The 12,380-nt window shown below is 41.2% G+C and carries 13 protein-coding genes and 1 rRNA gene; 3 read left to right on the top strand and 11 right to left on the bottom strand.

The features are described 5' to 3' along the window. Window positions 1-118: 118 nt before the first annotated feature. Entirely contained in the window at window positions 119-1,048 is a 930-nt protein-coding gene (locus J0K78_RS14105) for a diacylglycerol/lipid kinase family protein (protein WP_206947628.1), read from the bottom strand. Window positions 1,049-1,136: 88 nt separating this feature from the next. Between J0K78_RS14105 and J0K78_RS14110 the strand changes: the two genes are divergently transcribed. Next, on the top strand, window positions 1,137-2,156 hold the full coding sequence (locus tag J0K78_RS14110; RefSeq protein ID WP_242517888.1) for an EAL domain-containing protein: 1,020 nt from the start codon (window positions 1,137-1,139) through the stop codon (window positions 2,154-2,156). On the opposite strand, the gene J0K78_RS14115 is transcribed toward J0K78_RS14110, so the two are convergent. Genes J0K78_RS14115 through J0K78_RS14135 form a run of 5 tightly spaced genes read right to left on the bottom strand, consistent with a single transcriptional unit; the run spans window position 2,143 to window position 7,209 of the window. Continuing rightward, a complete protein-coding gene (locus tag J0K78_RS14115) occupies window positions 2,143-3,060 on the bottom strand; it encodes a nuclease-related domain-containing protein (RefSeq protein ID WP_206947629.1) in 918 nt (305 codons plus the stop codon). The two genes, J0K78_RS14110 and J0K78_RS14115, sit on opposite strands and share 14 nt — an antisense overlap. Continuing rightward, window positions 3,060-3,617: an RNA 2',3'-cyclic phosphodiesterase gene (thpR, locus tag J0K78_RS14120; protein ID WP_206947630.1), complete on the bottom strand. Its 558-nt coding sequence runs from the start codon at window positions 3,615-3,617 to the stop codon at window positions 3,060-3,062. The genes J0K78_RS14115 and thpR overlap by 1 nt, the downstream gene beginning before the upstream one ends. Further along, window positions 3,614-4,795, bottom strand: coding sequence for an MFS transporter (locus J0K78_RS14125; RefSeq protein ID WP_206947631.1), 1,182 nt, complete (start codon window positions 4,793-4,795; stop codon window positions 3,614-3,616). The genes thpR and J0K78_RS14125 overlap by 4 nt, the downstream gene beginning before the upstream one ends. Window positions 4,796-4,813: 18 nt before the next feature. Further along, a complete protein-coding gene (gene pepV / locus J0K78_RS14130; protein ID WP_206947632.1) occupies window positions 4,814-6,187 on the bottom strand; it encodes a dipeptidase PepV in 1,374 nt (457 codons plus the stop codon). A gap of 2 nt (window positions 6,188-6,189) precedes the next feature. Continuing rightward, on the bottom strand, window positions 6,190-7,209 hold the full coding sequence (locus J0K78_RS14135; RefSeq protein ID WP_206947633.1) for an ion channel: 1,020 nt from the start codon (window positions 7,207-7,209) through the stop codon (window positions 6,190-6,192). Window positions 7,210-7,393: 184 nt separating this feature from the next. Between J0K78_RS14135 and J0K78_RS14140 the strand changes: the two genes are divergently transcribed. Beyond that, the gene (locus tag J0K78_RS14140) at window positions 7,394-7,591 is read left to right on the top strand and encodes a DeoR family transcriptional regulator (RefSeq protein ID WP_370551134.1); all 198 of its coding nucleotides are present in this window, start codon (window positions 7,394-7,396) and stop codon (window positions 7,589-7,591) included. Window positions 7,592-7,659: 68 nt separating this feature from the next. On the opposite strand, the gene J0K78_RS14145 is transcribed toward J0K78_RS14140, so the two are convergent. Further along, window positions 7,660-8,385 (bottom strand): pseudouridine synthase, encoded by a 726-nt coding sequence (locus J0K78_RS14145; protein WP_160916340.1) that lies wholly within the window; start codon window positions 8,383-8,385, stop codon window positions 7,660-7,662. 16 nt (window positions 8,386-8,401) lie between these two features. Continuing rightward, window positions 8,402-10,009 carry a putative polysaccharide biosynthesis protein gene (locus J0K78_RS14150; protein WP_206947634.1) on the bottom strand — a complete coding sequence of 536 codons (1,608 nt, stop codon included), beginning with the start codon at window positions 10,007-10,009 and terminating at the stop codon, window positions 8,402-8,404. Between the two features lie 103 nt (window positions 10,010-10,112). Between J0K78_RS14150 and J0K78_RS14155 the strand changes: the two genes are divergently transcribed. Then, window positions 10,113-11,372: a BaiN/RdsA family NAD(P)/FAD-dependent oxidoreductase gene (locus tag J0K78_RS14155; RefSeq protein WP_206947635.1), complete on the top strand. Its 1,260-nt coding sequence runs from the start codon at window positions 10,113-10,115 to the stop codon at window positions 11,370-11,372. A gap of 74 nt (window positions 11,373-11,446) precedes the next feature. Here J0K78_RS14155 and J0K78_RS14160 read toward each other — a convergent pair whose 3' ends face one another. The 3 genes from J0K78_RS14160 to rrf all read right to left on the bottom strand — a co-directional run bounded on the left by J0K78_RS14160 (window position 11,447) and on the right by rrf (window position 12,320). After that, the gene (locus tag J0K78_RS14160; RefSeq protein ID WP_242517889.1) at window positions 11,447-11,686 is read right to left on the bottom strand and encodes a hypothetical protein; all 240 of its coding nucleotides are present in this window, start codon (window positions 11,684-11,686) and stop codon (window positions 11,447-11,449) included. Window positions 11,687-11,753: 67 nt separating this feature from the next. Further along, window positions 11,754-12,023: a hypothetical protein gene (locus tag J0K78_RS14165; protein ID WP_206947636.1), complete on the bottom strand. Its 270-nt coding sequence runs from the start codon at window positions 12,021-12,023 to the stop codon at window positions 11,754-11,756. A 183-nt stretch (window positions 12,024-12,206) separates the two neighbouring features. Next, a 5S ribosomal RNA gene (gene rrf / locus J0K78_RS14170) occupies window positions 12,207-12,320 on the bottom strand. Window positions 12,321-12,380 lie beyond the last annotated feature (60 nt).

Below are 12,380 nucleotides of genomic sequence, written 5' to 3' on the forward strand. Positions count from 1 at the left end.
TGTTTGTTGTTCTAGTATACCGTACTTTGGGAATGATCCAAAATTATCATGATACCGATTCAACAGTTACCTTATTTTAGATTAACCCATCATTCTGTCAACTTTCAAGAGATATCTATCAATCCGAGTAGAATGTTGTCGATGTTTCCGCTTTCTTGATGCTGCAGTCGAAGCATGTGCCACTTTGCCCATCCACTTGAAAAGGAAGCGGTTGTCCCGAACTTATATGTACAGAGGAAGCTTTCCACTCTTCCACTTCTTTCATTTTTGTATGCAGACCAAAAAATACGCTGACAAACATGGCCATAAGCTTCTTTTTTGATATCGGTTTAACCACAAGTATGGTTAAACTTTTACTGTTGATCTTCGCTTTCGGGGCAATCTTCATTCCACCACCATAATAAGGATGATTGGTTATGGTCACCATCATGGCTTTATTAATGTTCGTTTTTTTCCCATCAAGAAACAGTTCAAAATGGATGGGTTCGGTCTTCGTGATGGACCGAAGGAGAGCAAGAGGATAGGTGAGTTTAGTTATGTGAAGCCTTTTTGTCCATGAACGGTATTTTTGCTGGTTGGCTTCACCTACCACTACACCATCAAGTCCAAAGCCTATGCTATTCATAAACGTACGGCTCCCTTTTTTCTGCCTTTGATTAAGACTGTAGCTAGCTAGAAAGACCTTTGATCTCATTGGTTTTTTCACATAGGTTCGAAACAGCTTTAGTCCTCGATTCTTCAGGGAGAGCCCCCTTGCAAAATCATTCCCAGAACCCGCAGGTATAAAACCCACAGGAGTGTCTGGATAATTTCTAATTCCATTCACGACTTCATGGAGGGTTCCATCTCCTCCAAGGACAATAATTCCTTCTAAAGACTCATGATGGATTTTGGTCACTTGAAGGGCAAGTCTTTCTGCATGGCCCGGTTCTTCAGTTAGGAATGACCGGCAATTCTTTTTCTTATATAACGGTTCTTTTTGTATGCGCCGAAACAGGTTCATTGATTGACCATTACCAGCTATTGGATTGACAATCATTATGTACATGAGACATTTCTCCTACCTATATGATCATATCATTATACAACGTTCCTATTATTCTAGTATACTATTAGTAAAAAAGGAGGAATTTACTTTGGCGAAGGATTGTCAATATTGTGGTACTTCTGTTTTTATTCCCAATCAGGGAGCATTAGTTTTCAACTCCAAACATTCTCAACTAGGAGAAAATAAATTTCCACTCCCCCTCACGCATGAAAGTCCAGATGCAAAAGTTTATGCTTATCATAGTAAAGACGAGTTAAGACTAGCTTTGGTCGATTGGTTGGGAGATTCTGCACCGGATTATTGGGTACATATTCTCAACACCGAAAATTCTCAATCATTTCCGATATCTATACAGCATCTTTATGAAAGATTACACTCCCCTAAATTAGCAGAGTTGATCCATGCCGGGCTCTTCGAATCGCATTTACAACCGATTGTGGACATGAAAAACAACCGTGTATACGGCTATGAATCGCTGCTTCGTACGAAAGACCTATCTGTACCACCTGGCGAATTGTTTTCCTATGCCAGCCGCTCCGGTCTCCAATCCATGCTTGATCAAAAAGCACGTAGAACGGCTGTAAAAGCAAAATCAGAACATCTGAATATGGGGGAAAAGATCTTCATTAACTTTCTACCTTCGACGATTTACGTCCCTGAGTTTTGCTTGAAGCACACCTTCCAAATCGTTAAAGAATTTAACATTGATCCGGAGGATCTCGTCTTTGAAGTCGTTGAAACCGAGAAGATTGATGATGTGGAACATTTAAAATCCATCCTCGAAACATATAAAGCTTCGGGAATGAAAGTGGCATTGGATGATGTCGGTTCCGGTTACAGCACATTAGAGATGTTAAGCCTGCTGCAACCCGATTATTTAAAGATTGACCGCTCTTACATTCAAAATTGTCATACGGATGTGAACAACCAAGCATTTTTATTTGATGTAATGGAACGAGCAAAGCAGTTAAACATCCACGTCCTCGCAGAAGGGATTGAATTAAAGGAAGAATGGGATTGGCTTCAACGAATAGGGGTTGACTTTGGGCAGGGGTACTACATCGGAAAGCCTCAGGCTGTCCCAGAGAAGGAACTTATCCTTCCGTAAAATCGTCTTCCATGTCCCATTCAGGACGTTTAACAGCTATCGTGCTGCAATGGTTCAATAAAGCTTCTGCTACTTTCAATTGATCATGCTTCAAGGGAGATCTTGCCGCTCTTTTTTCATGTAGCCACGAGGAATATCGATCTTTACCAATCCAGTCCGTTTGATAGGGAGCTTGCCCTGAAGCAAATCGCATGGTTTTGGACAAAACGACTTTGCGATATGGAAAATCCAGTTGATAATTACTCAGCACACTTTTAATAAAGGTTTCTGTTCTTCGGAGGGAGTGCATTGGACTCAGCACCTTGCTTTGCATTCCCTCCTGCTCAATATTCCAACTTTTCTCTGATGTAGGATGAATGGTTTCTCCGTATGGGTGAGAGAGGAGGGAGATAATTTCAATGCCAGATGGACCAATAAGCAGATGATCAATCTCCACCTCTGTATTTTTCATTTGCACCACTGGCTCAAACATGAGAAGAAAGGTATCTGGTAAACGTTGTAAAAAATATTTCAAATCTGAATTATGCTTGTAAGAGGGATCAAGGTACGATTTTTCCCTCAAAGTAGTCGTCGCCCATTTCAACTGAAAAGGAATTAAACCATCTAAGTAGTATTGTTTCAATTCTTCTTCAGAGGAAGGAAGAAGATCTTCTCTTAAAGGGTTTTCACTAGTTTCCTCCCCTTCTACTTTTGATCTTAATTTTAAAAATTTTTTAATTCCTCTCCTTGGTTGTTCTTCTCTTTTTTCGATCCTTTCCATAGGCTCTTCCAGCCATCCTTGTTCGAACCGTTTTTTCATTTTATTCCAATGATCCTTTTTCAATTTCACATATTGCCTTGGATACTGATAAATATTCGTCTCATATCTGGAGATATAATCATTTAATTTAATCAATTGTGCCATTAATTCTTTGACCCACCTTTGATTGTCGCAACTGTTTCATATTTTGGCTGGTCTCCGGGGTGAATACGAAAAAAAGAAATTTCATTCACGACCATTTCATATGTTTCAAGAAGGATAGAGTCCTCGGAAACCTCGATTAAAGGGGACACACCCTCTGGCTGCTTCTTCGCTAATGTAATATGGGGACTGAACTTTCGTTTTTCCTTTTCAAACCCTAGCTTTTCACCAATAGCATCCACTTTTTCTTTTGTTTTTAACAAGCCAGGTGCCCTCTGAACTTGAGCGTGAAAAACTCTCGGTCGCTCCTGATCACCGAAACTCCCGGCCGGACCGATACTCAATGAATACTCAGAAGGCCAGCTTTCTTGCTTCAATAACTGGATATAACCTTCCACTTTTTCATCGGAACAACTCCCAAGGAACTTTAATGTGATATGCAAATCTTCTTCTGCCGTCCAATCTTTATAGGCCATCCTCTTTTTTAAGATGGATTGCCAGGTCATCAACTTGTTACGAATCTCAGAATGAACTTTTATGCCAATAAAATAATGACTCATGCTATACACTCCTTCCATTCAGGTTGTACCATTTTATTAACGATCAGGAGAATGATGATCCCAACTAAAGTCATGAAAGAAAACACACCATACATGAAAGACACACTCGAAAGGTCAATAACCAACCCTCCAACGAATGTAAAACAAGCATTTCCAAGCCCGTTCCCTACGGCTGAATATAATCCTACAGCCGTAGCCCTTACATCCCCCGGAGCCAGTTCCCGCACTAGAATGAGAGCCGCAGGTATGTAGAGCCCTACGGAAACGCCCTGGGCAATCGTTGTTGCATAAACCACTGTACTAGAAGGTTCGAAATAATAAAAAAACCATCTCAAACAAGAAACCGTTGCACTGAAAATAATAATCGGAACGACACCAAAACGATTGATGACCATCTGGGCGAATTTCATGAATGGAGCTTCACTGCCTGCGGCAAGTAAAAATGCAAGACCTACACCCGACAGTGTCCCTCCTACTACTAAAATAAACGTTCCAAAATAGTAGTTATTTGCCAGAACAGGGCCAAAGATAAGAAAATTAGAAACAAGAAAAAGGAGGAAAGGCTTTTCCTGAATTAAGGTTTTTAACCCTTCTCTAAAGGAAATTGTCACCTCATCGGCACGCTTTGGAAATTCAAATAGGGTGATCAAAGCGAACAGCAATCCTAAGGAAAAAGAATAAAAAATCCAATTCATCGAACCAGTCGCTTCTGTCAGCCGTCCTAAAACAAATACGGCCACAGCGAAGCCCACCGCACCCCAAAGCCGGATGTTGCCATATTCCTTTCCATTTCGTTGGACAAAATTCAATGATAAGCTGTCAGATAAAGGAACGATCCCTGACTGGAACAATGCGATACAAATGATACCTAGCAAGAGAACAGGGAATACCTGCAGCCAGGGGTAAAAGATGCCCAGCACAGAAGCGAAAACAGAAGCAATCATTAACAACCTTTTTGGATTTCTTGTATAGTCACTCAGCATCCCCCAAACGGGTTGTACAAAAATAGTAATGAGGGGAAGGGCTGCGATAACGATTCCGATCTGGGTATGACTCAGCCCTTTTTCCTCTGCTAAAAAGACAGATAGGAGAGGAAAGATCGATCCAAAGGCAAAAAAAGTGAAAAAGTAAAACATCTGAATGAAGCGATATGTTTTCTCCGCGGAATGTTCGGGCATCACGTGCTCCCTCTCTCTTTATCTTGTCAATTCATACAGGCTTTCGGAATAGATCTGAATGGCCTTAATCATATCTGAAATTCTTACATGTTCGTCTTTCTGGTGAGCCGTATCCGGGCTATCCTCAAATAAGGCGCCGAAAGCAACTCCAGCTTCAAGGGCTCTCGCATAGGTCGCCCCTCCCATCGTCTTTGCAGCTGCTTCTTCATCCGTGACTTTGTTATAAACAGAAAGCAACGTTTTTACAAAAGGATGGTCCTTTTCGAGGTGAATGGATGCCAGGTGATCATAAACTTCATACGTGCCTTTATTGTTTGCCGCAACGTCTTTTAAATTGCGATCAATAGCATCATAATCTGCACTTACAGGATACCTAAGGTTGAAACCCAATTTACATGTATGTTCGTCCATTGCGATTGAACCAAGGTTTGAAGTGAGGGACCCGGAAACGTCATCCATTTGCTTTACATTCAAACCTTTTCCATCTGTCGTTTCAAACGCCTTATAGATCTTCTGGATAAATAACTCATACTCATCATCCAGAGGAAGGGATTGAAGGAAACGTAATAGCTCTGTAATGGCATTCCGTCCTTCCTTTGGTTTACTCGCATGCACGGCCTTGCCTTTCATTTTTACTTCATACCGTCCGTCTGCAGCCCTTACTGAGCCTTCAAGTTTGTGCTGCGCTAAATAATCGTTGAAAATCTCCTCTACATTCAGAAGAGATTCAACCCATGCTACTGCTTCATCAGGGACCATATTTAAACGATCACCCCCATGTACAGAGATGACTTTTGTTTCTCCTTCATCTTTTGGAACCGGGTAGGTAAAGTAGCTGTCTAATAACCCTTTTTCAGCATGAATGACAGGAAAGGAGGCATCAGGTGTGAATCCAAGAGAAGGCATCGTTTCATTCTTGAAATAATAATCAATACCTTTCCAATCCCGCTCTTCGTCGGTACCAAGAATTAAACGAATTCTTTTCTTCGGCTGAAAACCTTGCTCTTTTAAAATTTTCATAGCGATGTAAGCAGCCATCACAGGTCCTTTATCATCTTGTGCCCCACGGGCATATAATTTCCCATCGCGTATGACAGGATCAAACGGTGGTGAGGTCCAACCGGCTCCTGCAGGCACAACATCCAAGTGGCCGAGAACACCTATGACCTCATCCCCATCACCGAATTCAATGTGACCCCCATGGCCATCTACGTTTTTCGTAATAAACCCATCTTCTTTACCGATGCTCAGCATTTTCTCTAACGCATCATGAATAGGTTTTCCATAGGGATACTCACGGTCTTCCTCAAAAACACTCGGAATCTTCAACAACTCCATCGCTTTTTCTAAATATTCCTTTTCGTACTTTTTACTCAAAGAGTGAAAGTCCATACTCAGTCTCCTTTACCTAGAATTTTCTCATATGTCGGTTTGTCACATACAGCATATAACTCTGCCCCATCTGGTATAAGTTCATCCAATTTTCTATTGATAGTCAGATCATTCCGATCAGCTATTAAAGTCGCACCACCATCAAGTAAAGACACAAAAGCATCCCTGTAGGTTCTCCAACTGGCTTTTTTCGGGATGTAATATAAGTCTTCACCTACGGATCTCTTAAGCAACTGACCATAAATACCGGAGACACCTTTTCTAAAAGCAGAACGTACCGCAAGGGAAGAAATCGTTTCATTAGAAACAATAAATTCATCAATTTGAGCATGTTTGAAGTTTTTCACATGTTTTTCTTCCATGATTTCTGCAATGGTATGCACATCGGGGGCTACAGTCTCAATAGAAGAGGCGATTAAGAGGGTTTTCCCGTCTGTCATCTGTTCATTCCCCATTTGCTCATCAGCAAAAATCAGGACCGCTTTCGCCTGGGAAATGTTTGCTTTTATCAGCGTCTCTTCGTCCGCTGCCTCACCTTTTATGTAGTGGATATTTTCTGTAAGAATCGGAGCTTCTTTTAATTGATCAATGATGACAATATTGCATTCCTTATTTGTCTCCATCATTTCCTTTACAGCAAAATGAGCTTTTTGGGACCATCCAATGATAACGAAATGACCGCTCTCTTTATACACAATATCACCTTCCAATCGTTTTTTTCGAAAAATGGCTAAACCGTCGATAATTTTTCCTATGACAATACCAATAAGTCCAATGCCTATGACATATAATAGTATCGCAATGGAACGTCCTGCCACCGTCACTGGAAAATAATCACCATAACCTACAGTCGTAACGGTTGTCATCACCCACCAGAAACCATCAAAAAGAGTAGGAAATGTATCTTGTTCTACAACAACGATGGAAATACTCGAGATCAGGATAAGAAGAGCACTCGCAGTAAATAGGACTGTATTGTTAACTTTCACCATTTTCAGGAAGATCTTACGAAGTAACATCATCGATCCAGCCTCCTAACCTTTAATATTTTGTAAATTAGATGAATAATCTGTAAATTAAAACGATTATAGTAGCACGTTCCATCACATTATTGTAGAATGAAACCAACTTCAGAGATTCACATGCACCACAAGTTCCATACAATGACGATTAAGGAGTGGTTTTTTGAATCATCCATCATCCCGCATGCTCAATCGAATTAAAGCTGTGTACCTCTACATTAGAGATCGAGGAACAGTATCGACGAATGAGTTAGCAGACGAGTTCGGTATCACAGACCGTACCATGCAGAGGGACTTAAGCATTTTGGAATACAACGGACTTGTATCAAGTCCGCACCGTGGAAAATGGACAATCACTGAAAAGAAAGTCAAAATATCATAGAAGATGAGGATATAGATGACACCCGGAAAAAATTCCGGGTGTTTTTTTGGTTGATTATTCAGTGATGTCTACTGTTCTAAGTTTGTGATCTCCATTAAATAGTCAATTTCTTCATCTGTCAGTTCCCTATACTCCCCAAGCTCTAAATCATCGTCAAGCTCAAGCTCACCAATCATTACACGTTTAAGATAGGTCACCTTTTTATCTACCGCTTCGAACATGCGTTTCACCTGATGGAACTTCCCTTCAGTTATAGTTAATTCTATTTCTGAAACATCATCAGACTCGAGAATGACCAATTTTCCAGGCTTGGTTTGATATCCATCATCCAGGGTAACCCCTTCAGAGAATTTTCTTATATCTTCTTCTGTTACTTTTCCATCAATAACAGCGAAGTAAGTCTTACCGACATCTTTTTTAGGGGAGGTCAGACGATGATTCAACTGACCATCATTTGTAATCAGCAGCAAGCCTTCTGTATCCTTATCCAGCCTACCGACAGGGAAAGGGTCAAAAACCTGATCCTCTGGCTGTAAAATGTCAATAACGGTTGGGTCGTGGGCATCTTCCGTCGCAGAAATCAAGTCACCTGGTTTGTTCATCATTAAATAGATATATTCTCTATATTCTACTTCCTCCCCCATCACTGTGACCAGATCTTCATCCGGGTTCACATGGGTTTTCGGACTTTTTTCAGGGTTGCCATTAATTCGAACGTTTCCACCCTTCAAGAGAGTTTTCACTTCTTTTCTCGTGCCATAGCCCATATTAGCTAAAAGTTTATCAATTCTCATTTTGCCAGACCTCCTTTTATCCTCTTTTTAAAAATCTGTCCAGTACGCGAACACGATCACCTAAGACACGCTCGAGCAATGTTGTCTGATAAGTTAACCACAAGTACACCAGACCTCCAGCACCTATACTGAAGAATAGAACGATCAGAGCATCCAAGCGACTTTCCATCGGATCTAAAATGAAGCCAAGCATCCATTTAATAAAGACCACAACGATGGCCATAACCGTTGTCAAAATCAGCACGAGCAACGTCCTCTTAAACAACTGTTGGTAAGAAAGTTCAATGGAAGTGAAAATACGTCCGAAGTTTAGGATAACTGCTGCTGCCACCCCGATCCCTGTGGCAATGATCGCTCCTTTTGCACCAAATAGCTGAATGAGCCACCAGTTTAGTCCCAGCTTTAATAGAATTCCTGTACCAAGACTGATGACAGCAAAGTTCTGTTTGTTGATTCCTTGTAAAATGGAAGAAGTGACAGTATATAACGCAAGGAATAATCCGACAGGCGCGTACCAGCGTAATAGATCTCCGCGATATTCAAGCTCATCCACCCCATAGAATGTCCCATAGGCCTCAAAAGCTACAACTGAAAGACCGACGACAGCTGGGATGATCAACAAGGCTACGATTTGTAAGGCCTGATTGATCTGGTGGTTTAGACGGTTCATTTCATTTTTAGTATAAGCCTGTGTGATTGCCGGCAAGAGAGCTAACGACAATCCAAGTCCTAACGTAACAGGAATCATAATTAATTTATGGCTCAAAAAGTTAATGATAGAAAAAGCATTATTATACTCCAACCCAGAGGCCTTGATAGCTTTTTCCAATGTAAACTGATCGACAAGCTGATACAGAGGTGTAGCAATACCCACTAGGATGAATGGGCCTGCGTAGGCGAACAACTCTTTGAACATATCCTTATTAGACAACCCATACGTGTACTCCTGAGCCTCTAATTGACGATCCAGAAACGGTTTCCGCTTTCTCCAATACCAATAAAGGACAATACAAGAAGCAATTCCACCGATGAATGCGGCGAATGTTGCAAAACCGACGGCTTGAGGAATCGGCCCTTGTAAAACTTGAACGATAACGAAAACAGACGCCAGCAAGAACACAATTCTTACTATTTGTTCAATCACCTGCGAAACGGCTGTAGGCGCCATGGATTCATGCCCTTGGAAGAACCCTCTGGTAATACTCATAGGCGGAATGACAAGCAGAGCGAAACTGACCATTTGTATAACCATCGTAGCATGCCCAAGTCGATCAGAATCTTCACCAATTGTCCAGGCAGCCACCTGTTCTGCAGAAAAGAACAAAATCAAGAATGCCAATACACCAGTAATGGACATGAGGGTAAGCCCAGCTTTTAACATCTTTCGTCCTGTTTCATAGTCTCCCAAAGAGTTATACTTTGAAACAAATTTGGAGACAGCTACAGGTACCCCCATACTGGAAAGACTAAGTAATATGCTGTAAGGGACGTAAGCAATCGAGAATAAATCTGTGCCTTCCGTACCTACCATATTTTCAAACGGAACGGTATAAATCATTCCTAGAAACTTTGACAAAAATGTTCCGGCCGTTAATAACATCGTACCTTTAAGTATCTTTGACATAATTCGCTTTTCACCTTCAATTTTATTGTAGAATCGACCTCATCTATTTTATCATAGATAAAGGAAGAACAAGGAACGAATGAACTAAGAAAGGAAGACATCCATGACTTACCAAGTAACTGTCATTGGTGGAGGACCATCAGGACTCATGGCTGCGATTGCGGCTGCCGAGCAAGGTGTCGACACTCTACTCATTGATAAAGGAAAAAAACTAGGAACAAAGCTTGCTATATCGGGAGGGGGGCGTTGCAACGTCACCAATCGCCTTCCAGAAGATGAAGTCATCAAACACATTCCTGGGAATGGGAAATTTCTATACAGTCCTTTCTCTGTATTTAACAATTATGACATCATTGATTTCTTCGAAGGACTCGGTGTCGCATTGAAAGAAGAAGATCACGGACGTATGTTTCCTGTCAGTAACAAGGCCAAAGATGTAGTCCAGGCGCTCTTGAATCGTATGAAGGAGTTAAATATCGAAGTCCGGACAGAAACTCCGGTGGACGCCATTCATTACGGAGAGAACGAACACCAGGTTATTTTAAAATCAAAGGAAAAGATTGTGACTCGATCCCTGATTCTCGCAGTTGGTGGGAAAGCCGTACCCCATACAGGATCTACTGGGGATGGATACGCATGGGCGAAAAAAGCCGGCCATACCATTACCGAACTTTTCCCTACAGAGGTACCCCTTCTTTCCAAAGATTCATTTATTAAAAACAAAACATTGCAAGGTCTCTCACTCAGGGACGTCGATGTTTCTGTGTTAAATGAAAAAGGGAGAAAAATTGTTACCCACCGGATGGACATGTTGTTCACCCATTTCGGTTTATCAGGTCCTGCTATTTTAAGATGCTCTCAATATGTTGTGAAAGAGTTCATGAAAGGCCACCGCCCTGTAACCATTGAAATTGACGCTCTTCCTGAAGATAAAGAAAATGTTCTATTAGACAAACTTCAGAGTATGATGGAAGAACATTCGAAGAAAAGCTTCCGCAATGTAATTAAAGGAATGGTGCCCGAAAGACTGCTTGATTTCGTTCTTGAGAAATCCGAGATAGCTCCTGATGAGAAGTCGGCAAACATCTCAAATGAAAAATTACGGAATTTCACTCACATGTTAAAAAGGTTCCATGTTCATGTTCATGACTCCCAGCCGATTGAAAAAGCCTTTGTCACAGGAGGTGGTGTTTCAATAAAAGAGATCATCCCGAACACAATGCAGTCCAAGCTTATGGAACGCCTCTATTTCTGCGGAGAAATCCTTGATATCCATGGTTATACAGGTGGATACAATATTACCTCTGCTATGGTCACCGGCCGTGTGGCAGGTATGCACGCAGCATGGGAAGCTATGTCATAACTTTACACGATATGTAGTATGGACACCTTGTTCCACTTGGTGGAATATACGGGAGACAAAAAAGTCGAGAGAGGTTAGCCCTTTCTCGACTTTCTTTGTTCATATTCTTTTAATCTACCTAATTCCTCATTAATTAAATGTTGCATATCTTCACGATCTTCCTGAGAAACAAGAGGATCGTGTTCATCCCAGTCCACCATATACACGATATAAAACCGTCGAACTCTTCTAAAATAAACCGTTGAATATGGAAACTTATCAAAATACCCTCGGACCATTTTCCTTCTCGAGTAGCTCCAGCGCACTAGTTGCATATGGGTCCCTCCGAACATACATTCTCCTACCCAGTATAACGAGGAATGCTGGTAAACTCAATAACTTTTACCAAATATATACAAGGCCTAAATAAGCGAAAAGAAGGCTGCTGGATATATATAAGAACCCATACACTTTCAATCTTTCGTATCGGTTGGTGATGCCAAATATTCCGACAAATGCCAACCAAACAATGATTGCTACAAAGAAGATATGTTGAAGAAAACCGATATCCTCCTTTAACGATACCAAATAAAATCCAAGCGGGATCAATAAAAACATCATGGCATATTTCCAATTCCAAAACGTATTCCTTTTCCTTACCAATTGTGCCATTGTCTGCACCCTTCCCCTGCATAAATAAGCCCTAATCCGCCATTCCAAGGCGACTACAAATACCTAATGTTGGATCAAGGCCAGAATTTATGAACTCTATGTACACTACTATTCTACCAAAATTTTGAGGAATATTCATAAAAAAAAACCCTTCAGGAATATTCCTGAAGGGTTGCTTAAATGACATGGCGGCGTCCTACTCTCACGGGGGTAAACCCGACTACCATCGGCGCTGAAGAGCTTAACTACTGTGTTCGGCATGGGAACAGGTGTGACCTCTTCGCCTTCACCACCATATCAATATAAAGTTTGAGGTGAACCCTCAAAACTGAATAAGGAAACATCTTGTTTGAAAAA

This window comes from Halobacillus sp. GSS1, assembly GCF_017307035.1.
Classification (GTDB): domain Bacteria; phylum Bacillota; class Bacilli; order Bacillales; family Halobacillaceae; genus Halobacillus; species Halobacillus litoralis.

What these genes read in the sequence shown, in the direction of transcription:
- J0K78_RS14155 (WP_206947635.1), top strand. Translation starts at nt 10,113, where the DNA reads ATGACTTACCAAGTAACTGTCATTGGTGGAGGACCATCAGGACTCATG.
- J0K78_RS14135 (WP_206947633.1), bottom strand. Translation starts at nt 7,209, where the DNA reads ATGATGTTACTTCGTAAGATCTTCCTGAAAATGGTGAAAGTTAACAAT.
- J0K78_RS14105 (WP_206947628.1), bottom strand. Translation starts at nt 1,048, where the DNA reads ATGTACATAATGATTGTCAATCCAATAGCTGGTAATGGTCAATCAATG.
- J0K78_RS14165 (WP_206947636.1), bottom strand. Translation starts at nt 12,023, where the DNA reads ATGGCACAATTGGTAAGGAAAAGGAATACGTTTTGGAATTGGAAATAT.
- J0K78_RS14115 (WP_206947629.1), bottom strand. Translation starts at nt 3,060, where the DNA reads ATGGCACAATTGATTAAATTAAATGATTATATCTCCAGATATGAGACG.
- J0K78_RS14145 (WP_160916340.1), bottom strand. Translation starts at nt 8,385, where the DNA reads ATGAGAATTGATAAACTTTTAGCTAATATGGGCTATGGCACGAGAAAA.
- J0K78_RS14125 (WP_206947631.1), bottom strand. Translation starts at nt 4,795, where the DNA reads ATGCCCGAACATTCCGCGGAGAAAACATATCGCTTCATTCAGATGTTT.
- J0K78_RS14140 (WP_370551134.1), top strand. Translation starts at nt 7,394, where the DNA reads ATGCTCAATCGAATTAAAGCTGTGTACCTCTACATTAGAGATCGAGGA.
- J0K78_RS14150 (WP_206947634.1), bottom strand. Translation starts at nt 10,009, where the DNA reads ATGTCAAAGATACTTAAAGGTACGATGTTATTAACGGCCGGAACATTT.
- thpR (WP_206947630.1), bottom strand. Translation starts at nt 3,617, where the DNA reads ATGAGTCATTATTTTATTGGCATAAAAGTTCATTCTGAGATTCGTAAC.
- pepV (WP_206947632.1), bottom strand. Translation starts at nt 6,187, where the DNA reads ATGGACTTTCACTCTTTGAGTAAAAAGTACGAAAAGGAATATTTAGAA.
- J0K78_RS14160 (WP_242517889.1), bottom strand. Translation starts at nt 11,686, where the DNA reads ATGCAACTAGTGCGCTGGAGCTACTCGAGAAGGAAAATGGTCCGAGGG.